Origin of the sequence: Mycobacterium sp. IDR2000157661, from assembly GCF_022317005.1 — a bacterium.
In the GTDB taxonomy this organism is placed as follows: domain Bacteria; phylum Actinomycetota; class Actinomycetes; order Mycobacteriales; family Mycobacteriaceae; genus Mycobacterium.
This window is the reverse complement of sequence record NZ_CP081006.1, coordinates 1,827,960-1,853,196: the sequence shown is the minus strand read 5'-3', so window position 1 is coordinate 1,853,196 and position 25,237 is coordinate 1,827,960. Positions and strand designations below refer to the sequence as shown.

29 protein-coding genes are annotated in these 25,237 nt (G+C 69.1%); 13 read left to right on the top strand and 16 right to left on the bottom strand.

The annotated features are described in order from the left end of the window. Window positions 1-420: 420 nt before the first annotated feature. A complete protein-coding gene (locus K3G64_RS09950) occupies window positions 421-1,224 on the top strand; it encodes a PaaI family thioesterase (RefSeq protein ID WP_238949524.1) in 804 nt (267 codons plus the stop codon). Between the two features lie 6 nt (window positions 1,225-1,230). On the opposite strand, the gene K3G64_RS09945 is transcribed toward K3G64_RS09950, so the two are convergent. The 3 genes from K3G64_RS09945 to K3G64_RS09935 all read right to left on the bottom strand — a co-directional run bounded on the left by K3G64_RS09945 (window position 1,231) and on the right by K3G64_RS09935 (window position 3,216). Then, window positions 1,231-1,770 (bottom strand): Dps family protein, encoded by a 540-nt coding sequence (locus K3G64_RS09945; RefSeq protein ID WP_238949523.1) that lies wholly within the window; start codon window positions 1,768-1,770, stop codon window positions 1,231-1,233. A gap of 150 nt (window positions 1,771-1,920) precedes the next feature. Continuing rightward, window positions 1,921-2,829: a DNA-3-methyladenine glycosylase family protein gene (locus tag K3G64_RS09940; protein ID WP_238949518.1), complete on the bottom strand. Its 909-nt coding sequence runs from the start codon at window positions 2,827-2,829 to the stop codon at window positions 1,921-1,923. A 9-nt stretch (window positions 2,830-2,838) separates the two neighbouring features. After that, window positions 2,839-3,216 carry a DUF427 domain-containing protein gene (locus K3G64_RS09935; RefSeq protein WP_238949516.1) on the bottom strand — a complete coding sequence of 126 codons (378 nt, stop codon included), beginning with the start codon at window positions 3,214-3,216 and terminating at the stop codon, window positions 2,839-2,841. Between the two features lie 86 nt (window positions 3,217-3,302). Here K3G64_RS09935 and K3G64_RS09930 point away from each other — a divergent pair, with 86 nt between their 5' ends. Both K3G64_RS09930 and K3G64_RS09925 read left to right on the top strand, forming a co-directional pair. Then, complete coding sequence (locus tag K3G64_RS09930; protein WP_238949514.1) at window positions 3,303-3,785, top strand: SRPBCC family protein; 483 nt, start codon at window positions 3,303-3,305, stop codon at window positions 3,783-3,785. 223 nt (window positions 3,786-4,008) lie between these two features. Beyond that, the gene (locus K3G64_RS09925) at window positions 4,009-4,665 is read left to right on the top strand and encodes an enoyl-CoA hydratase-related protein (protein ID WP_238949512.1); all 657 of its coding nucleotides are present in this window, start codon (window positions 4,009-4,011) and stop codon (window positions 4,663-4,665) included. 60 nt (window positions 4,666-4,725) lie between these two features. Here K3G64_RS09925 and K3G64_RS09920 read toward each other — a convergent pair whose 3' ends face one another. The 3 genes from K3G64_RS09920 to K3G64_RS09910 are packed head-to-tail and all read right to left on the bottom strand — an operon-like array spanning window position 4,726 to window position 6,672. After that, window positions 4,726-5,724: an NAD-dependent epimerase/dehydratase family protein gene (locus K3G64_RS09920; RefSeq protein WP_238949510.1), complete on the bottom strand. Its 999-nt coding sequence runs from the start codon at window positions 5,722-5,724 to the stop codon at window positions 4,726-4,728. After that, the gene (locus K3G64_RS09915) at window positions 5,721-6,227 is read right to left on the bottom strand and encodes a nuclear transport factor 2 family protein (protein ID WP_238949508.1); all 507 of its coding nucleotides are present in this window, start codon (window positions 6,225-6,227) and stop codon (window positions 5,721-5,723) included. Before K3G64_RS09915 ends, K3G64_RS09920 begins: the two co-directional genes overlap by 4 nt. A gap of 40 nt (window positions 6,228-6,267) precedes the next feature. Beyond that, a complete protein-coding gene (locus K3G64_RS09910) occupies window positions 6,268-6,672 on the bottom strand; it encodes a hypothetical protein (RefSeq protein WP_238949507.1) in 405 nt (134 codons plus the stop codon). Window positions 6,673-6,731: 59 nt separating this feature from the next. Here K3G64_RS09910 and msrB point away from each other — a divergent pair, with 59 nt between their 5' ends. Both msrB and msrA read left to right on the top strand, forming a co-directional pair. Next, window positions 6,732-7,217: a peptide-methionine (R)-S-oxide reductase MsrB gene (msrB, locus tag K3G64_RS09905; RefSeq protein WP_238949505.1), complete on the top strand. Its 486-nt coding sequence runs from the start codon at window positions 6,732-6,734 to the stop codon at window positions 7,215-7,217. Beyond that, on the top strand, window positions 7,214-7,729 hold the full coding sequence (gene msrA, locus K3G64_RS09900; protein ID WP_238949504.1) for a peptide-methionine (S)-S-oxide reductase MsrA: 516 nt from the start codon (window positions 7,214-7,216) through the stop codon (window positions 7,727-7,729). Before msrB ends, msrA begins: the two co-directional genes overlap by 4 nt. Here msrA and K3G64_RS09895 read toward each other — a convergent pair. Continuing rightward, window positions 7,726-9,066, bottom strand: a complete 1,341-nt coding sequence (locus tag K3G64_RS09895; RefSeq protein WP_238949501.1) for a cytochrome P450 — start codon at window positions 9,064-9,066, stop codon at window positions 7,726-7,728. The genes msrA and K3G64_RS09895 overlap by 4 nt on opposite strands. 9 nt (window positions 9,067-9,075) lie before the next feature. Then, window positions 9,076-10,455 (bottom strand): cytochrome P450, encoded by a 1,380-nt coding sequence (locus K3G64_RS09890; RefSeq protein WP_238949500.1) that lies wholly within the window; start codon window positions 10,453-10,455, stop codon window positions 9,076-9,078. A gap of 100 nt (window positions 10,456-10,555) precedes the next feature. On the opposite strand from K3G64_RS09890, the gene K3G64_RS09885 reads away from it, so the two are divergent. Beyond that, window positions 10,556-11,164: a TetR/AcrR family transcriptional regulator gene (locus K3G64_RS09885; protein ID WP_238949499.1), complete on the top strand. Its 609-nt coding sequence runs from the start codon at window positions 10,556-10,558 to the stop codon at window positions 11,162-11,164. Between the two features lie 6 nt (window positions 11,165-11,170). On the opposite strand, the gene K3G64_RS09880 is transcribed toward K3G64_RS09885, so the two are convergent. Further along, window positions 11,171-11,740, bottom strand: a complete 570-nt coding sequence (locus tag K3G64_RS09880; RefSeq protein WP_238949497.1) for a TetR/AcrR family transcriptional regulator — start codon at window positions 11,738-11,740, stop codon at window positions 11,171-11,173. 64 nt (window positions 11,741-11,804) lie between these two features. Between K3G64_RS09880 and K3G64_RS09875 the strand changes: the two genes are divergently transcribed. Next, window positions 11,805-12,452 (top strand): class I SAM-dependent methyltransferase, encoded by a 648-nt coding sequence (locus K3G64_RS09875; RefSeq protein WP_238949495.1) that lies wholly within the window; start codon window positions 11,805-11,807, stop codon window positions 12,450-12,452. A 7-nt stretch (window positions 12,453-12,459) separates the two neighbouring features. Here K3G64_RS09875 and K3G64_RS09870 read toward each other — a convergent pair whose 3' ends face one another. Genes K3G64_RS09870 through K3G64_RS09860 form a run of 3 tightly spaced genes read right to left on the bottom strand, consistent with a single transcriptional unit; the run spans window position 12,460 to window position 15,486 of the window. After that, window positions 12,460-13,539 carry a prenyltransferase gene (locus K3G64_RS09870; RefSeq protein WP_238949494.1) on the bottom strand — a complete coding sequence of 360 codons (1,080 nt, stop codon included), beginning with the start codon at window positions 13,537-13,539 and terminating at the stop codon, window positions 12,460-12,462. Further along, window positions 13,526-14,257: a class I SAM-dependent methyltransferase gene (locus K3G64_RS09865; protein WP_238949489.1), complete on the bottom strand. Its 732-nt coding sequence runs from the start codon at window positions 14,255-14,257 to the stop codon at window positions 13,526-13,528. The genes K3G64_RS09870 and K3G64_RS09865 overlap by 14 nt, the downstream gene beginning before the upstream one ends. Further along, window positions 14,251-15,486, bottom strand: a complete 1,236-nt coding sequence (locus K3G64_RS09860) for a glycosyltransferase family 4 protein (RefSeq protein ID WP_238950572.1) — start codon at window positions 15,484-15,486, stop codon at window positions 14,251-14,253. Before K3G64_RS09860 ends, K3G64_RS09865 begins: the two co-directional genes overlap by 7 nt. A gap of 222 nt (window positions 15,487-15,708) precedes the next feature. On the opposite strand from K3G64_RS09860, the gene K3G64_RS09855 reads away from it, so the two are divergent. From K3G64_RS09855 to K3G64_RS09835, 5 genes are all read left to right on the top strand, one after another. Continuing rightward, window positions 15,709-16,134, top strand: a complete 426-nt coding sequence (locus K3G64_RS09855; RefSeq protein WP_238949487.1) for a DUF3224 domain-containing protein — start codon at window positions 15,709-15,711, stop codon at window positions 16,132-16,134. 230 nt (window positions 16,135-16,364) lie between these two features. After that, window positions 16,365-17,723: a type VII secretion-associated serine protease mycosin gene (gene mycP, locus K3G64_RS09850; protein ID WP_305071281.1), complete on the top strand. Its 1,359-nt coding sequence runs from the start codon at window positions 16,365-16,367 to the stop codon at window positions 17,721-17,723. Beyond that, window positions 17,720-19,117: a type VII secretion protein EccE gene (eccE, locus tag K3G64_RS09845; RefSeq protein ID WP_238949486.1), complete on the top strand. Its 1,398-nt coding sequence runs from the start codon at window positions 17,720-17,722 to the stop codon at window positions 19,115-19,117. Before mycP ends, eccE begins: the two co-directional genes overlap by 4 nt. Window positions 19,118-19,119: 2 nt before the next feature. Next, window positions 19,120-20,673 (top strand): PPE domain-containing protein, encoded by a 1,554-nt coding sequence (locus K3G64_RS09840; RefSeq protein WP_238949484.1) that lies wholly within the window; start codon window positions 19,120-19,122, stop codon window positions 20,671-20,673. Then, window positions 20,670-21,002, top strand: coding sequence for a YbaB/EbfC family nucleoid-associated protein (locus tag K3G64_RS09835; RefSeq protein WP_238949482.1), 333 nt, complete (start codon window positions 20,670-20,672; stop codon window positions 21,000-21,002). The genes K3G64_RS09840 and K3G64_RS09835 overlap by 4 nt, the downstream gene beginning before the upstream one ends. Here K3G64_RS09835 and K3G64_RS09830 read toward each other — a convergent pair. Genes K3G64_RS09830 through K3G64_RS09815 form a run of 4 tightly spaced genes read right to left on the bottom strand, consistent with a single transcriptional unit; the run spans window position 20,999 to window position 24,078 of the window. Beyond that, window positions 20,999-21,493 (bottom strand): TIGR04338 family metallohydrolase, encoded by a 495-nt coding sequence (locus tag K3G64_RS09830; RefSeq protein WP_238949480.1) that lies wholly within the window; start codon window positions 21,491-21,493, stop codon window positions 20,999-21,001. The genes K3G64_RS09835 and K3G64_RS09830 overlap by 4 nt on opposite strands. Beyond that, window positions 21,490-22,239 carry a DUF2786 domain-containing protein gene (locus K3G64_RS09825; RefSeq protein WP_238949479.1) on the bottom strand — a complete coding sequence of 250 codons (750 nt, stop codon included), beginning with the start codon at window positions 22,237-22,239 and terminating at the stop codon, window positions 21,490-21,492. Before K3G64_RS09825 ends, K3G64_RS09830 begins: the two co-directional genes overlap by 4 nt. Before the next feature lie 16 nt (window positions 22,240-22,255). Next, window positions 22,256-23,242, bottom strand: a complete 987-nt coding sequence (locus tag K3G64_RS09820) for a hypothetical protein (RefSeq protein WP_238949477.1) — start codon at window positions 23,240-23,242, stop codon at window positions 22,256-22,258. Then, window positions 23,239-24,078, bottom strand: a complete 840-nt coding sequence (locus tag K3G64_RS09815; RefSeq protein ID WP_238949470.1) for an alpha/beta hydrolase — start codon at window positions 24,076-24,078, stop codon at window positions 23,239-23,241. Before K3G64_RS09815 ends, K3G64_RS09820 begins: the two co-directional genes overlap by 4 nt. An 82-nt stretch (window positions 24,079-24,160) precedes the next feature. On the opposite strand from K3G64_RS09815, the gene K3G64_RS09810 reads away from it, so the two are divergent. Next, window positions 24,161-25,153, top strand: a complete 993-nt coding sequence (locus K3G64_RS09810) for a sigma-70 family RNA polymerase sigma factor (RefSeq protein ID WP_370647134.1) — start codon at window positions 24,161-24,163, stop codon at window positions 25,151-25,153. Window positions 25,154-25,237: the final 84 nt, after the last annotated feature.

Genomic DNA, 25,237 nt, shown 5'->3' with positions numbered 1-25,237 from the left:
AGGTGCCTTCGTGCAGCATCGAACGCCGGCCTTTTCCACTCGCCTCAAGTAAAGAAAACGATATGACAAACACTGGGTGACTTGCCAACTTAGTGAAACCTAACCGGATGCCCGCCCGCGCGGCCCGCAGCTGGCCGAAAACCTCTGCCGATCAGCGAAAATGGCTGAGACGCCGCATTTTTGGGCCCATGGATGACGACGCCGAGGCGTAGTGGCCAGGATCACCCCGGCGCAGTTGCGCAATCGGACGTTTGCTGTGTATGAGTAGTCAGCCCGCGGAGCGGGGATTTGTCCGCGTCGAGGGTTTGCAGCAAACCTTGGTCAGATTCTTAACTTCCCGCACCCCATGGTTGCCTCCAAGCCTCGTCATTTACCCCCGCCCGTATACGTCCGGTAGTCCTGCGGTCACGCTGTAGGGCGATGTCCCATCCCTTGAACACCCCACTCGGCCGATTCGGCATCGTGACGTCCGACGACGGACCGCACGGGTGCGTCGCCTCCATCCCCGTCGGCGAGATGACCAATCCGCTGACGGGCGCCCCGACCGTCGCACCGTTGGCGATGCTCGCCGACCATGCCGGCGGCCTGGTCAACCACCACCGCCGCGAGCCCGACGAATGGACGGTCACCAGCGAGTTGTCGCTCGAATTGGACCCAGACGCGGCCGACGTCGTTGCGACGGCCCCCGACATGCCGGTGGTGGCGCGGGCGCGACCCTTCGGCAAGAAGCGCGACGTCGCGTTGGCCCTGTGCGAGTTCAGCCACCGGCAGACCCTGCTGGCCAGCGCGACAGTGCGGTCGTTCTACATCCGCACACCCGGTCATCTCGCGCCGTTTCCCGAGGGTCCCACCGGCCCGCTGCCGGCCGGAACGCTGAGCGACCGGATGGCCGTGCGCGTCGCCGAGAGCGGGGGTTGCGGCGCGGCACTCGTCCAGGACGACGATCCGGTGCTCAACAACAGCGTCGGGATCGTGCACGGCGGCGTGTCGGCGACGGCGCTCGAACTCGTCGCCTCGGCCGCGGTAAACGCCGGCCGGGCCGAGCAGCCGCTGCGGACCTCGTCGCTGCGCGTCAACTTCCTGCGCCCGTTTCACAGCGGGGCCGAATCCCGCTACGTCGGCACCGCGTCGCGTGTCGGCCGCAGCACGGGCGTCGGCGAGGCCCAGGCCGTCGGGCCCCGTGGCGAGGTCGCCATCATCGCGCGGCTGACCGCCTATCGCTGATGCGTACTACCTGGCCTTGTCTGCGGCGTCCTTCTCGGTCTTCGCCCCGGAATGCTTCAACTTTCCGCCCGCGTTCTCGAGGTGCGCCCGAACGAACCACTGGAACTTCTCGAGCTCCCCGGCATGGCTGATCAGCATGTCCTGCGTCACCGGGTCGAGCTCTTCGGTTTCCTGGATGTTCTTGCGGGTGTCCTCGACGACGCCGTCGTAGACGAGATCCAGCGCAGACAGGTGCGCCTGCACGGTGTCGCGCTCGAGCGAGTAGTCGTCCCACGTCCGGTCGGACTGGATCGCGCCCGGCGTGCCCTTCGGCGAGAAGCCCAGCGTGGCGATGCGCTCGGCGACCTCGTCGGCGTAGCCGCGCACCAGATCGACCTGAGGATCGATCATCTCGTGCACGCCGATGAAGTTCGGGCCGACGACATTCCAGTGCACGTGCTTGAGGGTCAGGTGCAGGTCGTTGTACCGGCTCAGCTGCTTCTGCAGGATCTCGGCGACCTGTGCGGACTGCTTGTCGGTCATTCCCGGAACGGTGAACTCAGACATCAAAAGCTCCTTTGCACACAATGCCGAACGTGACGCTGTGGTCCCGATTGACGCCGAGGGTCACGGTGGCCTCACGTTCGCTTTGAATATCATGGTGACGCTCGTCCGGCTACCCCCTCGAAAGTATGGGTAACCACGACGCCGCGCACGTCACAAATCGGACAGATCGGGAATCGCCTGGCGCGCGCCGAAACGCGGCAGTACGGCGAGTCCGCTGACCTCAAGCAACCGGACCGCGCGGTGCCGGTGCGGGCGCAGCGGTTCGAGGAGCTGCACCATCGCCGGATCGTCGATCGGATGTCCGAGCAGACTCCAGCCGACCATCTTGGCCAGGTGGTAGTCGCCGACCGACAACGCGTCGGCGTCACCCCATGCCCGCTGGGCGGTCTCGGCTGCCGTCCACTCACCGACCCCCGGCAACGACGTCATCGCGGCGCGGGCGGCTGCAGGCGACCGGGCGCCCAGCCGCTCCAGCGAGTCGGCGCGCTGCGCACACATCACCACCGTGCGGGCCCGGCCGGGGTCGACGTTGGCCAGGTGGAACTCCCACGACGGGATGCGCCGCCACACCTCACCGGACGGCGGGACGCGCATGTGGGCGGGCACCGGACCAGGGGCGGGTGCACCGTACTTGGTGACGAGCAGGAACCACGCGCGACGGGCGTCCTTGCCGTACACACGTTGTTCGAGCACCGCAGGCACGAGCGACTCGAGCACGCGGTCGGTCCGCCCCAGCCGCAGGTGACGCACGCGCCGGTGCGCGGTCGCGATCGTCGGCTCCTCGGGTTCGAATCCGGTGCTGTCGTCGAACGCACCGATCATCGCGGGCAACGCCTCGGCGAATTCCGTTGCCCCGCTTCCCCACGCCTCGCAATCGACGGTGTCAGCGGACTGTGTGATCCGCGCGGTGACCGGCCCGCTGCGCATCAGGCTGGTGCGCCAGATCGCACCGTCGGGTGCGTCGTAAAAACACGGATCCCGACGGCCGCGCCGCAGCGGCGCCAATGTCAGCGCCGGGCTCACCGGCCCGCCGAAGGCGATGCTGACCGTTGCGTGCACCGCTTCAGGCTAAGTGACGCTGATGTCGGCCTTGTCGGGATAGAAAGCGACGTGGCCGGCGATCCGGCTCACCGCGGGATACGGCTTCTCGTATGTCCAGACCGCGTCTTCGACGACGCTCTCCCCGTCGGCGGTGACGACGTCGTAGTACCCGGCGTCGCCCTTGAAGGGGCAGTACGTCTGCGTATCGCTGGGCCGTAGCCGCTCGGTCGCCACGTCGGTCAACGGGATGTACTGCACCGCTGGGTAAGTGGACTCCTGCAGCGTCAGCGCGTCGTCGGTCTCGGCGATGCGTTCACCGTTGACCAGGACGGTGACATGTCTGCCCGTCGACTCCACGGTGATGGGGTGCGCGGCGGTGGGCTCGAGCACGGGTCGGTTGGCCATCATCGCTCTCCTGACGCCGGTGGGTCTGCTTCGACCAACATGTCCAGAGCCTTCATTCTTCCCGACCAGCGACCTACGATCGGCCCATGAGCCGTTCCGGACCAGCTTCCGCGCAGTTGGACATCACCATCGACGCCGACCCCGACGCGGTGTACCGCCTGATCACCGATCTGCCCACGCTGGCATCGCTGGCCGAGGAGGCCGACGCCATGCAATGGCGCAAAGGCGACGCCGCCCGACCGGGCGCGGTGTTCAGGGGCCACAATCGCAACGGGTCGCGGACCTGGAACACCATGTGCACCGTCACCGAGGCCGATCCGGGTCGGGTGTTCGCGTTCGACGTGCGCAGTGGAGTCATTCCGGTCGCGCACTGGCGCTACGCCATCACCGCGACCGGCGACGGAGGATGCCGGGTCACCGAGAGCACATGGGACCGGCGGCCGGGTTGGTTCCGGGTGCCCGCGGGCTGGGCCACCGGCGTGAAGGACCGCGCGAGCGCCAACAGCGAACACATCCGCCGGACGCTGCAGCGGCTGAAGGAGAAGGCCGAAGCCGGCAGTCAGGTCTAGTCGGACGACGATCAAGCGGCGAGGCACGAGCCGCGTTGAGGAGTTCGACAGTCAGGTCTAGTCGGACGACGATCAAGCGGCGAGGCACGAGCCGCGTTGAGGAGTTCGACAGTCAGGTCTAGTCGGACGACGATCAAGCGGCGAGGCACGAGCCGCGTTGAGCGCGCGCTGGCAGACCACCGCCCGAGTTCTGGCAGGGTTCGCGAAGTGGTGTAATCGGCTGATGGCCGACCTGCAGCGCCACGGCGCCGTCTTCGTGTTGACCCTGGGCGACGACGAGAACCGCTTCCATCCGGACCGTTTGACCGCGGTCAACGCCGCGCTCGACGAGGTCGAAGCCGCCGACGGGCCGCGCGCCGTCGTCACCACCGGTGCCGGCAAGTTCTATTCCAACGGGCTGGACCTGGATTTCATGGCCGCCAACCCCGATGCCGCGGAAGCGAATCTTGCTTCGGTACATGGGCTTTTCGCACGTGTGCTGGCGTTCCCGGCGCCGATCGTCGCAGCGGTCCAGGGACACGCTTTCGCCGCGGGCGCGATGCTGGCGCTGGCGCACGACCAGATCGTCATGCGCGGTGACCGCGGCTACTTCTGCCTGCCGGAGGTCGACCTCGGCATCCCCTTCACCGCGGGAATGAACGCGCTGATCCGGTCGCGGCTGCCCATCGCCACCGCGCACGAGGCCATGACGACGGCCCGCCGGTACGGCGGTGAGGACGCGCGGGCGGCGGGCATCGTGGCGGCGACCGCGGGTGAGGGCGACGTGCTGGAAACGGCGATCGCCCGCGCCGGGGAGTTGGCCGGCAAGGCGGGTGCGGTGTTCGGCGCGATCAAGGCCCGCCTCTACGCCGAGGTGATCGCCGAACTGAAGGCCGTCTAGCCCGTATGTCGCCGAAACTGTAGCTTTTCGTCAAAATTTCGTCTCCGCGGCAACATAAGTTCAGTTTCGTTGCAGACGGGCGTCGCGAAGACCCGCCCAGAAGCGAGCCGCCTCGCGGATGGACTCCTCGACCGGCCGGGGTTGCCAGCCCAGTTCCCGTCGGGCCTTGCCGCAGTCCACCGGCGCCTCGGCGCGCATCAGCCGAAGCGAGTTCAGCGACAGCCGCTCGTCGGTGCCCCGCAGCTTGGCCTTGATGCTGCCGACGGCGGCCATCGCGTAGGACACCGGCAGCGGAATCGTCTTGCTCGGTGGCGGCATACCGGCGGCGTCGGCGGCGATGGTGATCACGTCGGCGTTGCTGATCATCTTCTCCGACACCAGATACCGGTCACCGACGCGGCCGTGCTCGGCCGCCAGGATCAGCGCCCGCGCCGCGTCGTCAACACCGACCGCCTCGAGTTCGATGCCACCCAGCACGAAGGGGATCTTGCCGAACGCCGCACCCGCGATGACCGCGCCGTGCGGAGTGCGGCCCCAGTCGCCGCTGCCGTAGGTGGTCGACACGCACATCGCGACCGCGGGCAGACCATGTTCGCGGGCGTATTGCAGGACCAGGCTCTCGGCCTGCACCCGGGATCGCACGTACGGCGTGAGCCCGTGCTCGGACACCACGTCGTGCTCGGTCGCCACGTGGCCGCGCCTGCGACCGACGGTGACATAGCTGCTGGTGTAGACGAAGCGCCGCAGTTCCGCCCGGCTCGCGACCTCGAGCACATTGCGGGTGCCCTCGACGTTGGTGCGGAACAGCGGCGCCGGGTCGCGCAGCCATCCGCGGGTGTCGACCACGCAGTAGTAGACGTCGTCGACACCCGACATCGCGGCTCGCAGCGTGTCGTCGTCCCAGATGTCGCCGTGGAAACGCTCGACGGCGAGGTCGTCGATGCCGATGGTGTTGGCGTTCGGCCGCACCATCGCGCGCACCTCGTGCCCGTCGCCCACCAGCAGTCGGGTGACATGCGAGCCGAGGAACCCGTTGGCGCCGATGACCAGCTTGCTCACTTGCCGCCTCCGAACTGCTTCATCCACGCTTGCGCCTCCGGCGGCAGCGTGCCGAGTTCGGCGGCCTTGCGGCACCACTTCACGGTGGCCCGCACGAACCGCAGCGGGTTGTAGACGTCCTCCTGACGACGCCACAGCCCGTCACCGGCGTAGGTGACGATCGAGATGTTGGTGGCGCTGATGATCGTCCCGTCGCCGGGATCGCGCATCGGGTTGTCGAGTTCGCACAGCACCCGGCCGGTCGGCTCGTCGACCACCGTCCACAGCGACGGGAAGCATGTCATGTAGCTGCCCGGGAAGGTCTCCATCGTCTTCCAGATCCACGAGCGCACCTCCTCGCGGCCGCGCATGGTGCCCGCGGCGTGCTCGACGTAGGTGACGTCGGGGGTGTATTGCGCGACCCAGGGATCCCAGTCGCGGGTCTGCGCCGCGCGGTCCACCGTCGCCTCGAAGTCCCCGAACGCCGCGGCGAGTTCGTCGCGGCTGAAGGTGCTGCCGGTCACATCCAGAACTAGAACACGTTCTACTGATGTTTGTCGAGCGTCAGTACACGCTGACGACGGCGCGGTCGCCCAGCGGGTGCTGCAGCGCGACGTCGATGGTGCCGAACACTGCGATCATGATGCAGGCCCGGTCGACCGCCTCGGGCAGCGTGCCGCTGAGCAGTTCGACGGTGACGGTCTGCGGTGTCTCCTGCACGGTGGCGTGCACGCCGTAGCAGGCGGGCGTTCCCGTGGTGAAGTGGACTGCGATCCTTCGGTCGTCGATTCGCGTGAACGACTCGGCCGCCATCGGTTGCGCGTCGACGATCGCCGGGTTGTCGGTGAACGACTGCCTGCCATCGCCGGGCGCACCCGCGACCTCCCGCAGCACGGCCGTCTCCGCCGACGCCACCGGGGCAAGTGCGCCGGCCAGCACGAGAGCCGCCGCCGCGGCGATTGCGCGCATCACACATCCGTAATCTGCGCCAGGAACACCAGCGTTACGCCGGCGGTTATACAGGCACTATGAGCAAGACCTACAACAAGAACCCGGCTGCGGTGGCCGCCCTGTCGCCGGAGCAGTACCGCGTGACGCAGCGCAACGGCACCGAGCGCCCTTTCACGGGCGAGTACTGGGACAACCACGAGCCGGGCATCTACGTCGATGTGGTCTCCGGCGAGCCGTTGTTCGCCTCGACCGACAAGTTCGACAGCGGCACTGGGTGGCCGAGCTTCACCCGACCCATCGAGGCGACCAACGTCGTGCAGAAGCGTGACTTCTCGCACCTGATGATCCGCACCGAGGTGCGTTCGGCACACGGCGACAGCCACCTCGGCCACGTGTTCACCGACGGCCCGCGCTCGGATGACCGAACTGCTCCGCACGTGCGCGGTGGCGGGTTGCGCTACTGCATCAACTCCGCTTCGCTGAGGTTCATCCACCTCGACGACCTCGAGGCCGAGGGCTACGGCCAGTACAAGACGCTCTTCACCAAGGAGGCACAGGCATGAGTTCAAGCGAGAAGGCGATCCTGGCGGGCGGCTGCTTCTGGGGCATGCAGGACCTGATCCGCAAGCAGCCCGGCGTGGTGTCCACGCGCGTCGGCTACACCGGCGGCCAGAACGCCAACGCCACCTACCGCAACCACCCGGGCCACGCGGAAGCCATCGAGATCGTCTACGACCCCGCGCAGACCGATTACCGGGCGCTGTTGGAGTTCTTCTTCCAGATCCACGACCCGACCACGAAGAACCGGCAGGGCAACGACGTCGGCTCTAGCTACCGGTCGGCGATCTTCTATCTCGACGACGAGCAGAAGCGCGTCGCCCTCGACACCATCGCCGACGTCGACGCCTCGGGCCTGTGGCCGGGCAAGGTGGTCACGGAGTTGACACCGGCGAGCGACTTCTGGGAAGCCGAGCCCGAGCACCAGGACTACCTGGAGCGCTTCCCCAGCGGCTACACCTGCCATTTCCCCCGGCCCGGCTGGAAGCTGCCGAAGCGCGAGACCCAGCAGGCCTAGAGGTCGGCCTGGCGGAGGCGCACCACGACGCGGCCGCCGTCCTTCGGAGTGAAGGCGATGCCCCGGAAGTGCACCTTCTCGTCCGGGGCGTCGTCGGTGTCGACGGTCAACCGGCTCAACACCGTTCGCAATACGACGTCCATCTCGACCTCGGCGAACGCGGCGCCGATGCAGCGCCGCGTGCCGCCACCGAACGGCACCCAAGCCGTCGGCGGCCGCTTGCCCAGGAACCGGTCCGGGTCGAAACGCTCGGGATCGGGAAACACCTCGGGGTTGGCGTGCATGTTGGCCAGCGCCACCATCACGGTGTAGCCGTGCGGGATCCGCCACGGTCCGAGATCGAAGTGCGGGGCGGCGACGTGGCGACCGGAGAAGTCGATGACCGTCCGGTTGCGCTGCAGTTCGGCGATGAACGCCCGGCGATACTCGTTGCCGCCGGTGTCGTTCTCCTCGACCAGCTTGGCCAGCACCTCCGGATGTCGGCGCAGACGCTCGAACGCCCACCCCAGCGTCGAGGCGGTGGTCTCGTGGCCCGCGCCGAGCAGCGTGAGCAACTCGTCGGAGACGTCCTGGCGTGACATCGGCGTGCCGTCCTCGTAGGTGCTGCCCAGGAGCAGCGCCAGGATGTCGGTGCGCTCGCCGAGCGCGGGATCGGCCTGGGCCTTGTCGATCAGCGTGAACACCGTGCGGTCGAAGTTACGGCGGAACTCGGCCAGCCGTCCCCACGGGCTGCGGCGGCCGGTGGAGAACGACGGCTCGGGCAGGGTGGCCATCCGCGAGCCCAGCTTGGCCCACGGCGGGATGATCTCGCGCAGATAGTCGAGCTCGGCGCCGTCGGCCCCGAACACGGTGCGCAGGATGACGTTCAACGTGATCCGGTTCATCGGCTCGAGCGTCGCGAACTCGGTGCCGTGGGGCCAGGTGGCGATCTCGCGGAGCGTCTCCTCCTCGATGACCTTTTCGTAGTTCTTGATGCTCTGGCCGTGGAACGGCGGGGCTAGCAGCTTGCGCCGCTTGCGGTGCTCGACGCCGTCGAGCGCGAACACCGAACCGGGACCGAAGATCCGGCTCAGGTTCGGCTGCACGTTCATCAGATCGTCGGTGCTCGCGAGGTACACCTGCCGCAGCAGCGTCGGGTCGGCGACCACCACGCTGCGCCCGAAGAACGGCACGTTGATCGCGAAGACCTGTCCGTACCGCTTCATCGCGGTGCGCAGGAACCACCGGCGGAAGCCGGACATCAGCACCAGCTGAACCGGCTTGGGCAACGGCACTGCCGGTGGCATCTTGGCCGGTGTCGCCGGGGCCTCGTGCTCGGTGACTGCGGCGTCGGTCATCGCTTCCTCCTAAGCCAACGGGGTGTCGCGGCGGTGCACCACCATGCGGCCGCCGCCCTTCGGGGTGTAGGCCACGCCGCGGGAGTGCACCTTCTCCGCGGGCGCCGTCGTGGTGTGGAGCACGAAGTGCCGCAGCACCGTTCGTAGCACGATGTCCATCTCGACCCCGGCGAACGCCGCGCCGACGCAGCGCCGGGTGCCACCGCCGAACGGAATGAACGCGAAGGTCGGCGGTCTGGTGCCGAGGTAGCGCTCGGGGTCGAACCGGTCTGGGTGCGGGAACTCCTCGGTACGGTCGTGCATCAGCGAGATGCTGGCCAGGACGGAGTAGCCCTGCGGGATCACCCAGTCGCCGAGCTCGAACGTCGGCGCATAGACATGGCGACCCGCGAAGTCGATGACGGTGCGCGAGCGCTGCACCTCACTGATGACGGCCTGGCGGTACTCATTGTCGTCGCCGGCTGCCTCGTCGACCAGCCTGGCCAGCACCTGAGGGTGTCGGGTGATGCGTTCGAAGGCCCACGCCAGGGTGGACCCGGTGGTCTCGTGGCCCGCGGCAAGCAGGGTCAGCAGCTCGTCACCGATGTCGTTGCGGGACATGGCCGTACCGTCTTCGTAGGTACTGCGCAGCAGCAGCGCGAGCACGTCGTCACGGCTCTCGAAGTCCGGATCGGCCGACACGCGGTCGATGAGCCTGTCGATGACCGCGTCGTACTGCCTGCGGTACTCGGCCAGCCGGCCCCATGGGCTGTAGCGGCCGTAGGTCCGTGACGGCGTCGGCAGCGTGGCCACCCGCGACCCCAGCGTCACCCACGGCGGGATGATGCGCCGCAGCTCGTCGAGTTGCTCGCCGTCGGCTCCGAACACCGCGCGAAGGATCGTATTGAGCGTGATGCGCATCATCGGTTCGAGCGTCGGAAACGCCTGTCCCTGTCGCCAGTCCGCGATCTCGCGCAGCGTTTCCTCTTCGAAGATGGTTTCGTAGTTCTTGATGCTCTTGCCGTGGAACGGCGGCGTCAGCAGCCGGCGCCTGCGGCGGTGCTCGGTGCTGTCGAGCGCGAACACCGATCCGGGTCCCAGCACCCGTGACAGGTTCGGCTGGATGTTGCCGACGTCATCGGTGTTGGCCATGAACAGCTGCTTGGCCAGCTGGGGTTCGGCGACCACGACGGTCGGCCCGAACACCGGCAGGTTCAGCGTGAACACCGACCCGTAGCGGCGTGCGAACTGCGCGACCGTCCACCTTCGCGAGACGGAGAAGGCGACGGCCAGCAGCGCCTTGGGGATCCTGGGCCGCGGTGGCAGCCTGACCGGCCGCGCCGGACCCTGTGTCGTCGTGACCTCGGTGACGGTTGACTCCTGCGCTTCGCGCGTGGCCCCATCGCTCATGACGCTCCCCAGCCGGATCCCTGGTACTACGGTGTACCGTGAGTGTGTGTAGTACGGTACCGCTTGGTACCAGTTGGACGCAAGTGTGGGGAGGAGCCCGATGACGACAGCGCTGGACAGCGGCGCGACGGCCGCGGGCGCCGACGACCCGTTCGAGGACCGCCTCCTGGACGGCCTGTCCGCGTCGATCAACGAACGCGGCTACCGGGTCACCACCGTCGCCGATATCGTCCGGCACGCCCGCACCTCCAAGCGCACGTTCTACGAGCAGTTCGCCAGCAAGGAGGAGTGTCTGATCGAGCTGTTGCGGCGCAACAACGACAACCTCATCGCGAACATCCGCGAGGCGGTGGACCCCGACGGCGACTGGCAAGACCAGATCCGCAACGCCGTGAGCGCCTACGTCGACCACATCGCGGCGCGCCCCGCCATCACCCTCACCTGGATCCGCGAGGCACCGGCCCTGGGTGCGGTCGCCCGGCCGCTGCACCGGCTGGCGATGGACAACCTGACCGACATGCTCGTCGACCTGAGTCACAGCCCGGGGTTCGCACGGGCCGAACTGCCGCCGGTGACCCGCCCCCTGGCGCTGATCCTGCTTGGTGGTCTGCGCGAGCTGACGGCGCTGTTCGTCGAGGACGGGCGCGACGTGCGCGGCATCATCGAGCCTGCGATCACCGCTTCCCAGGCGATGCTGGGACCGCGGTAGCGCTGGTCAACCCAGGATCAGCCGCGCGGATTTCTCCAGCCGTTCGGCGATCTCGAGGTAGGACGCGTAGCCCATGCCGGCGCGCACGAGTGCGCCCGAATACAGCATCTCCAGGGAATCGATCACGTCGGGATCGACCTCGCCACCCAGCGCCGCGGCCAGTCGGTCGCGGATCTCTCGGCCGATTCGCACCCGCAGCACCTCGACGTCCGGATCCCGGCCCAGTAGCGCCGTCGTCACCGCGCCTGCGAACTCGGGCTCGTCGGCGACCAGCAGCGCGATGTGGCGGAGCACCTCGATGACGCGGGTCGCGCGGTCGGCCGACTCATGGGGCGCCGGTGGCGATCCGGCGAGCCTGCGCCAGAACACCTCGGCGACAAGGTGTTCCTTCGACGAGAAATATGTGTAGGCGGTGGCCGCGCCGACGCCGGCCTCGGCGGCCACTCGGCGCACCGTGAGTCCGGTGAAGCCCTCGCGGCGCAGCAGGTCGACCGCGGCCCGGCCCAGGCGATCGACGGTGTCGGCCTGTTTGGCGGTCAGTCGGCGCCGAGTCGACTCCAGAGCCGCGTCGGACACATGTCCGGACGCTACTACAACTACCTGGTGCCAGCAACGGCCGGTCCGACTAGGTTGATGGTCGATGAGCACCACCGAAGAACTTTTCGCCCTGGCCGAACAGGTCACCGGATTCATGCCCGCCGACGAGGGCCGCGCCCTGTTCGACACCGCAGTGAAGTACCTCGCCGCGGGTGTCGGCGTAGAGATCGGCACCTACTGCGGCAAGTCGACCGTCCTGCTCGGCGCCGCCGCGCAGCAGACCGGTGGCGTGATCTACACCGTCGATCACCACCACGGCTCGGAGGAGCACCAGCCCGGGTGGGAGTACCACGACGAATCGATGGTCGACGCCGTCACCGGGCTGTTCGACACGCTGCCGACCGCCCGGCACACCCTCGATGCGGCGGGTCTGGACGACCACGTCGTGGCGGTCGTCGGAAGATCACCCGTGGTGGCGCGGGGTTGGCGAACTCCGTTGCGGCTGTTGTTCATCGACGGCGGCCACACCGAAGAGGCCGCCCAGCGCGACTTCGACGGCTGGGCACGCTGGGTCGAGGTCGGCGGCGCGCTGGTCATCCACGACGTCTTCACCACACCGGACGAGGGTGGTCAGGCGCCGTTCCACGTCTACCGCCGGGCACTGGACACCGGCGACTTCCACGAGGTGTCGGCCACCGGGTCGATGCGGGTGCTGGAACGCACCGGCGGCACGGTGGGCCAGCCGATCTAGCTACCGATCACCGGTCGCTGGTGGCGCATTCGCAGTCGTACTCGCCTTCCAGGCCCCGCGGCAGCCCCACACCGCGGAAGATTCCGCTGGCGGCCGTCGTGCGCGACAGCGCATCGGCGGCCAGGATCATCGCCGCCCCCGTCCAGGTGGTGCGCTCCTCCGGCCAGCGCTTGCCGTCGGCGAACACCAGGCCCGTCCAGTAGGAGCCGTCGCGCTCGCGCAGATGGTGCATCGCGGCGAATTGTTCGTGCGCGCGGGCCGTGTCGCCCATCGCGTCCAGTGCCATCACCAGTTCGCAGGTCTCAGCTCCGGTCACCCACGGCCGGTCGTCGACGCAACGGATACCCAGGCCCGGCACGACGAAGTCGTCCCACCGCTCGTTGATGCGCTCGTGGGCCGCCGCACCGTGCACCGCGCCGCCGAGCACCGGGTAGTACCACTCCATCGACCATCGGTCCTTGACGGCGAACGCATCGGGGTGAGCGGCGATCACGTGCCCGAGCCGGCCCACCGCGACCTCCCACTCGGGCTGCGGGTCGTCGAAGTAGTCGGCCAGCGCCAACGCGCAGCGCAGGCTGTGATAGACGCTGGCGCAGCCGGTCATCAACGCCTCCGGCTCGAGTCCGGAAGCGCTTCTGGCCCAGGCGATTTCACCACCCGACAGTTGCATGTCGAGCACGAAGTCGACGGCCCTGGTGACCACGGGCCACATGGTCTCGGCGAACCGGCGGTCGCCGGTGGCCAGCACGTGATGCCAGACCCCCGTCGCGATGTAGGCGCAGAAGTTGCTGTCGCTGTTGGCGTCCTCGACGACCCCGTCTCGGAACTGGATTGGCCACGACCCGTCGTTCCGTTGCGTGACACGCGACCACCGGAACGCTGCGCGCGCCGGTTCCAACAGACCCGCCACGGTCAGCGCCATCGCGTTCTCGATGTGGTCCCACGGATCGGTGTGGCCGCCCTCGAACCAGGGAATGGCGCCCGATGATTCCTGGGCGGCGGCAATCGACTTCGCGGTCTGGCGACACTCGTCCGGCGTCAGAACGCCTGGGACACCGGGCACGCCGGTCCAGTCAGGTAGCCGCACCGACCACCACCGGCTTGGAGAAGTACAGCGCGATGCTCTTGCCGATCAGCGGGTTGAGCAGCGACTCGGCGGTGCGCGTGAGCCAGGGTCGGCTCATCATGTCCCACACCAGCATCCGGTGATACGCCTTGACGGCGTAATGGTCCGACTTCTCGCTGCCTACAGCGCATTTGAGCCACCAGTACGGCGAGTGCAGCGCGTGCGCATGGTGAGTGTGAGTCAGCGTCAGCCCGTGAGCCAGAACTTTGTCGCTCAGACGGTCGGCGTGGTAGATACGCACGTGGCCGCCCTCGTTGGCGTGGTACTCGTCGGACAGCGCCCAGCACAGCTTCTCGGGCAGCCAGCGCGGCACCGTGATCGCCAGCGCGCCGCCCGGCTTGAGCACGCGCACCAGTTCGGCGATCAACTCGTCGTCGGTCGGCACATGCTCGAGGATCTCCGAGGCGATGACGCAGTCGAAAGTCGCGTCGTCATACGGCAAGTCGAGTGCGTCGCCCTTGACCGCCTCGGCCCTGGCCGACCGCGGCGCCTCGCCCTGCTCGCGCATCGCCGTGAGGATCTCGTCGACGTCGTTGAGGTCGGCGGCGTTCTGGTCGAATGCGATGACGTCCGCGCCGCGGCGGAACGCCTCGAAGCTGTGCCTGCCCGCACCGCAGCCGACGTCGATGACCTTCGTGCCCTCGCCGACTGCGAGCCGGTCGAAGTCCACCGTCAGCATGCGCCGACCCGCTTGCGCGCCCGCTCGTAGACCGTGACCGTCTGGGCGGCGACGGACTCCCAGCTGAACACCTCCAGCGCGCGCTTGCGACCGTTGGCGCCGAGGCGGGCCAGTTCGCGCGGCGAGTCAAGCAGCTCACCGAGCACCGCGGTGAGCTCGTCGACGTCAGCGGGCCGGACCAGCCGCGCACACTCGCCGTCGGCGCCGACCACCTCGGGCAGCGCGCCTGCGCGGCTCGCGACGATCGGCGTTCCGCTGGCCATCGCCTCCACCGCAGGCAGCGAGAAACCCTCGTACAGCGAAGGGATGCAGGCGATTTCAGCCGAGGCGAGGAGGTCGGCCAACTCACTGTCGGTCAACCCGCTGGAGCTGTGCACGATGTCGGAGATGCCGAGTTCGGCGATCAGCTTCTCGGTCGGACCGTTGGGTTCGAGCTTGGCGACCAGTTGCAGTTCCAGGTCGCGCTCCACGCGCAGCCGGGCGACGGCGTGCAGCAGGTGGCTGACGCCCTTGAGCGGCACGTCGGCGCTGGCGATCGCGATGATGCGGTTGCGCACCCGGTGCGGTGCGGGCTTGAACACCGCGGTGTCCACGCCGAGCGGGACCACCTGCAACTGACTGGGCGCCACCCCGAAGTCCTCGGAGATGTCGGCCGCCGAGGTCGAGGAGACGGTGAGCAGTTCGGGGATCTCGCAAGCGACCTGCTTCTGCATCTCGGCGAAGCCGTACCAGCGGTGCACCAGCGGTTTACGCCACCATTTGGCCGCGGCCACGTCGACGACCTTGTCGCGGGTGATCGGGTGATGCACGGTGGCCACCACCGGCAACCCCAGTTCGGCGATCCTGCGCAACCCCGTGCCCAGGCACTGGTTGTCGTGCACGACGTCGAACTCGTCGCGCCGCTCGGCCAGCAGACGGGCGACGCGCATGGAGAACGTGCGCGGTTCTGGGAAGCCGGCGGTCCAGGTGGTCAACAGCTCCAGGAGATCGATGCGGGTCCTGATCTCGTTGGGCCAGGGAACACGGAAGGGGTCGGGCTCGCGATACAGGTCCAGGCTGGGCACCTTGGTCAGCCGCACGCGCGGGTCCAGTCCCTCCGGATAAGGCTGGCCGGAGAACACCTCGACGTCGTGGCCCAGTTCGACGAGCCCCCGGCTGAGGTAGCGGACGTACACGCCCTGACCCCCGCAGTGGGTCTTACTCCGATACGACAACAAAGCGATGCGCATCATCAGCTCACGACGACGCGCGGAGAAGGGCACATCCAGGGCGTTTGGGCTGGCCAAATCGTGTCACGCAACAACTCCGAACCCTCTGGACATGTGTCCAGACTATAGTTTGACGTGCTATCGGACGCAACGCGGCCGTTGTGCACTTGACTATCACAGTCCCCCGGACCCGCGCGCTGCGACCTGTTGATTCCGGCAGCGCGCAGGGGGTATCCGCCTGGAATGAGCAGACACATCGAAGCGACGTTCCAGATCGGCAGTTGGGACGAGACGCCGTTCGAAGACGGTGACGATTCGACCAGGCTGACCGAGGCACTCGTCAACAAGCGCTACGAGGGCGACATCAAGGGCACGTCGACCACGAAGTGGTTGCTGGCCTACGCACCGGACCGCAGCGCGCTGTTCGTCGGGATCGAGCACATCACGGGCGCCATCGGCGGCCACACCGGCGGTCTGGTGCTGCTGCACGACGGCTCCTACCGCGACGGGGTCGCCAGCGCCGACGTGCGAATCGCCTCCGGCACCGGTGAGTTGGCCGACGCCGCGGGCGGTGGCAAGTTCCGGGCTGACCCGGCGGGCAGCATCACCCTCGATCTCGACGGGCTCGACACCGCGATCGCGGACTCTTCGCGCAGTAGCCGCCGGTAGCCGCCGACCTGCGGTTCCCCGTCGCCGTGTCGACGTCCCTACGGGGTGGCTCATGTTCGCGCGCCGATTAGCGCAATGAGGGGCTCCGGCCGCCCCTTAAGATTGGCTGCGTGAAATCGGCCGATTGGCTTGACGTGACGATATGCGCAGCGCAGCGGCCGGCGCGAAGTTTGCTGTGGACGGATTCGCACAGCGCCCGCCGAGCCCGTGACCTGGGAGGTGCATAGCGCGTGCAGCGCATCTTCCAGCGCGCCACAGTGCTGCTGGCGGCACTGCTGCTGGCGTTGTTCAGCGCTCCGCCGGCGGGTGGGATCGAGCCCCCGGCGATCGATCCGGGGGCCGTACCGCCGGATGAGACCGGCCCGGACCAGCCGATGGAACAGCACCGGGTCTGCGCGGCGCCGACGGTCTTCCCGAACTCCAATTTCGCCGACCGTCCGTGGGCCAACGACTACCTGCGGGTGGCCGAGGCGCAGAAGTTCGCGACGGGCGCAGGGGTGACGGTGGCGGTCATCGACACCGGCGTCATCGGGTCGCCGCGGGTGCCTGCCGAACCGGGCGGCGACTTCGTCGACCAGGCCGGCAACGGCATGTCGGACTGCGACGCCCACGGCACGTTGACCGCATCGATCATCGCGGGCCGCTCCGCCCCCGCCGACGGGTTCGTCGGCGTCGCCCCCGACGCCCGCATTCTGTCGTTGCGCCAGACTTCCGAGGCCTTCCAGCCGCTCGGCGCACGGCAGGATCCCAACGATGCGAACACCACCCAGACCGCCGGGTCGCTGCGCAGCCTCGCCCGCGCGGTGGTGCACGCCGCCAACATCGGGGCGCAGATCATCAACATCAGCGAGGCGGCCTGCTACAAGGTCACCCGCCCGATCAACGAAACCGGGCTCGGCGCGGCGATCAACTACGCGGTCGACGTCAAGGGCGCGGTCATCGTCGTGGCCGCGGGCAACACCGGCCAGGATTGCTCGCAGAACCCGCCGCCGGACCCGGCGGTGCCCGCCGACCCGAGGGGCTGGCAGGAGGTGCAGACCATCGTCAGCCCGGCGTGGTACTCCCCGCTGGTGCTGACCGTCGGCGGCATCGGCCCGAACGGCCAGCCGAGCAACTTCTCGATGTCGGGGCCGTGGGTGGGTGCAGCGGCGCCTGCCGAGAACCTCACCGCGCTGGGTTACGACGGCAACCCGGTCAACGCGCTACAGGGCGAGGACGGCCCGATCCCGATCGGCGGCACGTCGTTCGCCGCGGCCTACGTCTCCGGCCTGGCGGCGCTGCTCAAACAGCGCTTCCCGGGTCTGACGCCGGCTCAACTCGTCAACCGGATCACCGCGACGGCCCGGCATCCGGGCGGTGGCGTCGACAACTACGTGGGTGCGGGGGTCATCGATCCGGTCGCAGCGCTCACCTGGGACGTGCCCTCGGGTCCGGAGAACGCGCCGTACCAGGTAAAGGAGGTCCCCCCGCCGGTCCACATCCCCCCGCCCGACCGGGGCCCGATCACGGCGGTGCTGCTCACCGGCGTCGGCCTCGCGGCGCTGCTCGGGGTGGGCGCGCTGGCGCGACGCGCGCTGAGGCGACGATGAACCGCTTCGTGGAGTTTCTCGGGCTGCGCTTCACCACCGGGCACGCCATCTGGGCGGCGGCGCTGATACCGGCGGCGATCGTGCTGTTCGCCCGGCTCGACCTGGTGTGGCTGGGCGTCGCGCTGGCGGTGCTCGTCGCACTGGGGTCGGTGCTGACCATCCGCGGGCGGCGGGCCACCGGCTGGCTCGCCGCGCTGTTCGCCTTGCGCAGGCGGCACCGCAGCGAGCCGCAACGCCCCTCGGCACCCGCCGTGGGGGCGACGGTGATGCCCGGTGACCACGTCGCCGTGCGATGGCAGGACGACCACCTGGTGTCGGCCATCGAGCTGGTACCCCGGCCGTTCACCCCGACCGTGATCGTCAACGGCGAGGCGTTCACCGACGACGTGGTGCACACCCGCCTGGTCGAGCAGCTCGTCGAGGCGCACTGCCCCGACCTGGAGGTCGATGTGGTGTCGGCCGGCTACCGCGTCGGCAAGACCGCGCCCGCGACACTGGTGTCGCTCTACGAGCAGGTGGTCGGGCCGTACCCGGCGCCGGCCAGCCGGCGCACCTGGATCGTGTTGCGGGCCGATCCGGAACACACCAGCAGGTCGGCGCAGCGCCGGGACGCCGGCGTCGCCGGACTGGCGCGGTATCTGGTGGCCTCCGCCACCCGGGTCGCAGATCAGTTGGCGAGCAACGGGATCGACGCGCGGCCGATGCGCAGCTTCGACGACCTCGACCGTGCGACCGAGATCAGTTTCGAACGCGAGACGTGGTCGGCGATCAAGGGCCGCAGTACCTTTACCGCCGCCTACTCGGCACCGGGTGGTCCGGACGTGTGGTGGTCGGCACGCGCCGACCACACCATCACGCGGGTCCGAATCCGGCGCGGCGCGGCGCCGACGTCGACGATTCTGCTGACGACATTGGCGAATCCGACGACCCCACGCGGCTTTTCGTGCCTGTTCGGTGGGCAGCGGGCGGCGCTGCACGGGATCAGCCCGGTGACCGACCGGCACTACGAACTGCCGATCGGCTCGGCCGGGGTCCTGGTCGGCGAGACGGCCGACCGCTACCCGGTGTACATGCCGTTCGACGACGTCGACGTCAGCATCAACCTTCCCGACGCTCGGTTGTTCACCCAGTTCATCGTCCGGTCGGCGGCGGCCGGGGCGGTCGTCACTCTGGTGCCCCAGTTCGACGAGTTCGCACAACACGTCAACGCGCGCATCGGCAAGGTGGCGAAGGTGTCGTGGCCCGGAGCCACCACCTATCTCGGTCCGCATCCCGGCGTCGGCCGAGTTGTGTTACGCGACAACTTCATCGACACCCCGCGTCATCGGCGACTGCCCATCCGGTTGATCAAGCCGCGGGAGGAGAGCCGCTACCAGATGGTGTTGGAGGGGTAGCCATGGGAAGCGGATTGGGCGTCCTCACAGCCGAATTGGACGGCTTGGCCAACGCCATGTCGGAGAATCCGTGGTTCGCGCCGTCGATTCAGGTCGCCGCGGCCGACGACCTCCCCGTCGCCCAGGCCGCCGCGGCCAACCTCAACGCCAACGCCCGCGTCCTCGAGCAGTACCGGCGGTGGGCCGAGGCCGAGAACCGGCGCACCGCAGAGATGCTGCGCATCGCGGCCCGGGCCTACGACGACATCGACACGAGGTACGCCGACCGTTTCGACGACCCGGCCAGGACGGCCGCGCTCGAGGCCGTTTCGGTGCCCGTGCCGTCCACCCCGATGCCGCCGCTGCCGGACGCGCCTGCGGCCATGCAGCCGCTGAGCGCCGGTGACTACAGCGACGTCGACACCACCCAGCGGCTGCTGAGCGGCGGCGACCACGGCGCCTCGCTGGACGTCGCGCAAGTGCACTGGGGGTTGGCCGCCCGCAGTGCGCAGGGCCACGCCGCGCCTGCCAAGGTGACGAACTGGGAAGGTGACGCGGCCGACGCCGCACGCGAGCGAATGACCACGTTCAGCGCCTGGCTGCAGGAGTTGTCGGTCGCCTGGCAGCGCCTGTCGGCGGCCGCGGGGCGCGTGCGGGCCTCCCATGCCGCGGCGCTGGCCGAGCACACGAACATCCATACCCGCTACAAGTTCCTAGAGGCTCGGATGCAGGAGTTGGCCGCGCAGATGAGCACGGCCAACGCGGCCGCGACGCGAACCGAGATGGCGAGGATCGGCCGGGAGATGGCGGACCTGCAACGCCGGTCCGACGAGGTGCGCGAGGAGTACGCCGACAACGCGACCTTCGATCCGGTACAGGTGGGGCAGCCGCCGTTCTCAGCGCCATCCGGCACGGCGCACCCTTCGGGCGCGAGCGGTGGGAACGGTGCAGGCGGTGCACGCGGTGGTCCGCTCAGTGGCGACCCGGCCGCGATGGCCGACCGGATGGCGCAGTCGCTGGGTCAGCCCGCCGCTTCCGGCCCTCCCGCGGGTACGGGCGCGCCCGCCGGCGGGGGCGCTCCGACCGGTGCCGGGGGCGGTGGCGGTGCGACGCCGGCCGGATCACCCACGGGCACACCGCCAACGACGGCTCCGCGGACGCCGACGGATCCGCGCCTGCGACCGGCAGCGGCCTCCGGCGGCGGCGGGTCGAGCGGTGGCGCAGGTGGCGGGGCAGGCGGAAGCGCCGGCGGGCTGCCGCCTGCGCCGATGTCGGCGGCGGTGAAGGCCGAGACGGTCGCTCCCGCACCCACGGTTCCCGCCGCTGCAGGGGCGGCTCCGGGTTTCCCGGGCGGCGCGGCCATGGGCGGCATGGGTGCGGGCATGGCTCCGATGGCCCACGGCGCCGGTGCTCGGCAGGGCAAGGAGAAGCGCCGCGATCCGCGGTTGGCGCCCGATGAGGACCTGTACACCGAGGACCGGCCGTGGACCGAGGCCGTCGTCGGGCAGCAGCGGCGCCGCCGGGACGCTCACGAGAAGATCGCAGAAGGCGGCAGCGAGGGCGGCGACTCGCAGTGAGCGAGGAGATGCATCCGCAGGTGGCCGCCGTGCTCCGGCAGGCGCAGCGGTTGCAGTCGCTCATGGACGAGCAGTTGCATCGCATGGCAACCCAGACCTTCACCGGCACAGACGAGTCCGAGACCGTGGAAGTGACGCTCGATGGCCACCATCAGCTGATCGGGGCCGTCATCACCGACGGCCTGCTGCGACTAGGGGTGCAGACCGTCCAGCAGCGGCTCAACGAGGCGCTACGAAACGCGACGGCGGCCGCGACCGCATCGGTCGAGGCCGACCGCGGGCGCATCGACGAGGCCGTCTCCCGGATCGCCTCCGATCCGACGGGTTAGCGCACACCCTCTTTGGCGTAGACCACTCGCAGCACGTGACCGGCCTCCGCGCCCATCACCGCGTCGGCGAGCTCGCAGAAGGTGGCGACGAACTGCGGCCCGTGTGGAGGCGGCGTCTGGCACAGGTGGTGGGCGATCTCGTGCAGAACCACCAACTCCCTTAGTGCCCAACGACTTCCACGCTCAGGTACGGCGATGATGGCGTCGTCATCGTGCAGCTCGTAGTGGGCGGCGGTGACCCCGCGCCGGGGCCGCACGCGCAGCGGGCCGCGCTGGGGCCACCGCTGCCGCACGGCCGCCATGGCGAGCACGTCGTCGACGTAGCGCTGCACCGAGTCCACCGTCGCGAAGCGGCCCTCCGGTGGCAGGGTCAGCTGGGCGCCGAAGAAGTCCACGACGCGATTGCCGCGCTCGACGGCCCGGTCGAACAGGGTCCGGACGAAGTCCTCGGCCGCGTAGACCTTCGCCCGTTGGGTGTCCCTGGCGCTCACTTCTCCAGCGAGGCCCGCGCACCCGCGAGTTCGGTGCTCGGGCCCAGCCGCGCGGTGCGGCCGGCGCGGTCGCCGGCACGGCGTGCCGACGACGAGTAGCCGGCGGTTGCGCTCGTGGCCCGCCAGGTGCCGCGCGCCTGCGACGTCTCGCGGTAGAAGTCCTTGAGCTCGAGCTCCTTGTCCCGCAACGCGATCGCGGTTCCCGGCTGGCTGTCCCGCCCATTGGTGGCGTCGCGGCGAGCCTCCTCGCGGGCCTGCGCGAGCCGCTGCCCGATACGCGCGCCGAAGGCCAGTTGGAAGTTGATCCGCGCGGTGATGGTGGGCGTCGGGCGGTGTGCGCCCGAGGCGATGTAGTTCTGCGACGCCTTGACCATCTGCATCACCAGGCTGGCGTAGAGCGCGTGGCTGGCGTCGATGTCCTCACCGAAGCCGTAGGCGTAGACGAACGTCGAGTTGGATGCGACGTCGCACTTGACGTCGTTGGCGTGCGCGATCACGGTGAACAACTGCACGTAGGTGCGCAGGCCGCGGGTGCCCGCGTCGCCGATCGTGATGGTGCGCTGCACCGGCAGCTGCCCCCTGGCGCGCTGGTCGGTATGCGAACGCGCGACGGCGAGATCGATGGACGTCGCGGTGGCGAGCCGTTGCGCGGCCGCCATGAACGCGTCGGCCTCGTGCGGGTTGTCGGTGCCCTCGGCCTGGCGCAGCAGGGCGGCGATGCGCGCCAGCATCTTGTCGTCACTCATGCCGGCCAGACTATGGCTACTCGGCGACAAACCCGTCCAGCGCCTGGACGACCTGTGGAGAAAGCGGGTCTCGGGACGCGTAGTTGGCGACGTTGTCGGTCGGGTCGTCGCGCAGCACGTGGTTGACACCCTCGAGTTCCACCAGCGTGAGGTCCGTGTGCCGGAGGGCTTCGACCAGCGGGCGCACCGTGTCGCAGGTGGCCTGGGCGTCGGAGTCCGAACACGTCACCAGCACCGGCATGCCGGCGGGCAGTTCGGCGGCCACCGCCACCGGGTCGATCTTGTCCGCTTCGACCACCGCGTTGACGTTGCCGGGGTTCAGCAGCGCGCCCAGGCCCTCGGGCAGATTCGGCGCGACGGTGCCGGTGCGGCGGACCTGCTCGACGGCGGCCAGCCAGGTCGTCAGCGCCTCGGGGCTGGCGTTGGCCCGCACCCGGTTCGTGATGATGTCGAGGTAGCGGCCGGGAAGCGGCTGGAACAGGCCCAGCGCGTGGACTTTCGGCAGGTCCGCGGAGGTGGCGAGGGTCATCGCGTGCACCGTGCCCTCGCCGAGCGCGTAGACAGAGATCTCGGCGTTTTCCGTGCCGGGCTGGTCGGCCAGATAGCGCAGGGCCGCTGCGGCATTGGAGGTGTAGACAGCGCTGACGACCTCGGTCGGCCGCTGCGCGTACGGGCCCAGTCCGGTCTGACCGGTGCCGATCTTGTCGTAGCGCAGGCTGGCGACCCCGCGGTCGGACAGCAGCTCGGCCAGCTGGCGCATGTTGCCGACGGGGCCCGCGACGGCGTTGTCACCGTCGCGGTCGGTGGCACCGCTCTCGGAGATCAGCAGGGCGGCGGGCCCTGAGCCGCCTTCCCGGTGGCGGTAGGTGCCGTGAACGGTCAACCCCGCCCCGGCTTGCGAGTCGGTGAAGGTGACCTCCTCGTCGACCCACCGCACACCGTCGCTCCTCGCGCATCCGGCCACCAGGAGCAACGAACAGAGCAGCGCAGCAAGGGTTTTCAAAGCTTGGTCGCGATCCAGGAGGTGACGTCGTCGAGCACCAGCGCCCGCTCGGGCTCGTTGAACACCTCGTGGTAGAGCCCGGGGTAGACCTTCAGGTGTGCGTCGGTCGAGCCCGCGCACTCGAGCAGGCGGCGACTACCCGCGACGGGGATCAACTTGTCCTGGTCGCCGTGCACAACCAGCAGCGGCGCGCTCAGCGACCCGGCGCGTTTCGGCATCGTCTCGCCGACACTGATCAACGCCTTGGCGATCCCGGCGGGCAGCTTGCCGTGGTGCACCATCGGATCGGCCATGTAGGCCGCGACGACCTCCTGGTCGCGGGACACCGCCTCGGTCGGCAACTGCTCGACCGGCAGACCCGGCAGGATGCTGCCGACCAGTTTGGCGACCCCGATCATGAACGACGAGACCGCGTCCTGCGCGTACACCGCAGGCCCCGACAGCACCATCGCGGTGTAGTCCTCGGGGTGCTCGACGCCGTAGGTGAAGACCACGCCGCCGCCCATGCTGTGGCCCAGGACGACGCGAGGCAGGTCGGGGTGATCGGCGGCGGCGACGCCGACGAGGCCGTGGAAGTCACCGATGTACTCGCCGATCTGGCGCAGGTATACGCGTTTGCCACCGGAGCGGCCGTGGCCGCGCAGATCGAGGGCGTAGGTGAGCAGGCCGGCCTCGCCGAACCGCTCGGCGACATGGTCGTAGCGGCGGGCGTGCTCGGCGTAGCCGTGGCAGAGCACCACCACGCCACGGGGCTCGGTGTCCGGGGTCCACACGTCGTAGACGATGCGAACCCCGCCGACGCCGTCGAAGCTGCGTTCGCTGCGGGTTGTGACCACCCAGGGAGAGTATCGGGCGGGTACGGATTCACCGGCGTCGGTTGGCCCCGGCTTGTCACTCCTACTGGTTAAGCTCGGCGACGTGACGGTTCTGGCCCACGACCTTGACGACAGGCGCGCCGAGAATGCCTTCCTGGCCGACGCCCAGCAGTACCGCCGCGAACTGCTGGCGCACTGCTACCGGATGACCGGTTCCGCGCACGACGCCGAGGATCTGGTGCAGGAGACGTATCTGCGCGCCTGGAAGTCGTACCAGGGGTTCCAGGGCAAGTCCTCGCTGCGCACGTGGCTGTACCGGATCGCCACCAACACCTGTCTGACCGCACTCGAGGGCCGCCAGCGCCGGCCGCTGCCGACGGGTCTCGGCGCGCCGAGTTCGGATCCGATCGACGACATCACCGCGCGTGACGAGGTGCCGTGGCTGGAGCCGCTGCCGGATCAGGCCGACGACCCGGCTGATCCAGCTGTCATCGTCGGGTCGCGGGAGTCGGTGCGGTTGGCGTTCGTCGCGGCGTTGCAGCACCTCTCGGCTCGGCAGCGGGCGGTGCTGGTGTTGCGCGAGGTGTTGCAGTGGAAGGCCGCCGAGGTGGCCGAGGCGATCGGCACGTCGACGGCCGCGGTGAACAGCCTGCTGCAGCGGGCACGCGCGCAGCTCGACGCCGTCGGCCCCAGCGAGGACGACGACCTCAAGCCGCCGGAGTCTCCCGAGGCCCAGGACCGGCTGAGCCGCTACATCGAAGCGTTCGAGAGCTACGACATCGACAAGCTGGTCGAGTTGTTCACCGCCGACGCGGTGTGGGAGATGCCGCCGTTCGACGGTTGGTATCAAGGCCCGGAGAACATCGTGCTGCTGTCGAAGACGCACTGCCCGGCCGGGGGCCCGGGCGACATGCGGTTCATCCGGACCACCGCCAATGGTCAGCCCGCCGGCGCGCTGTACATGCTGAACCGCGAGACGGGTGTGCACGAGCCGTTCCAGATGCACGTGCTGGCCGTCGGCGCCGACGGGATCACCCATGTGGTGGCGTTTCACATGACCTCGTTCGAGAAGTACGGCCTGCCGGCCTCGCTGTAGGCCCCTCTAGCGCCCGGGTGTCGCGTTCTGACACGCTATTCGTCCACAGGCGTCACACAGCCCGACGATCGACGCACAGTAGTC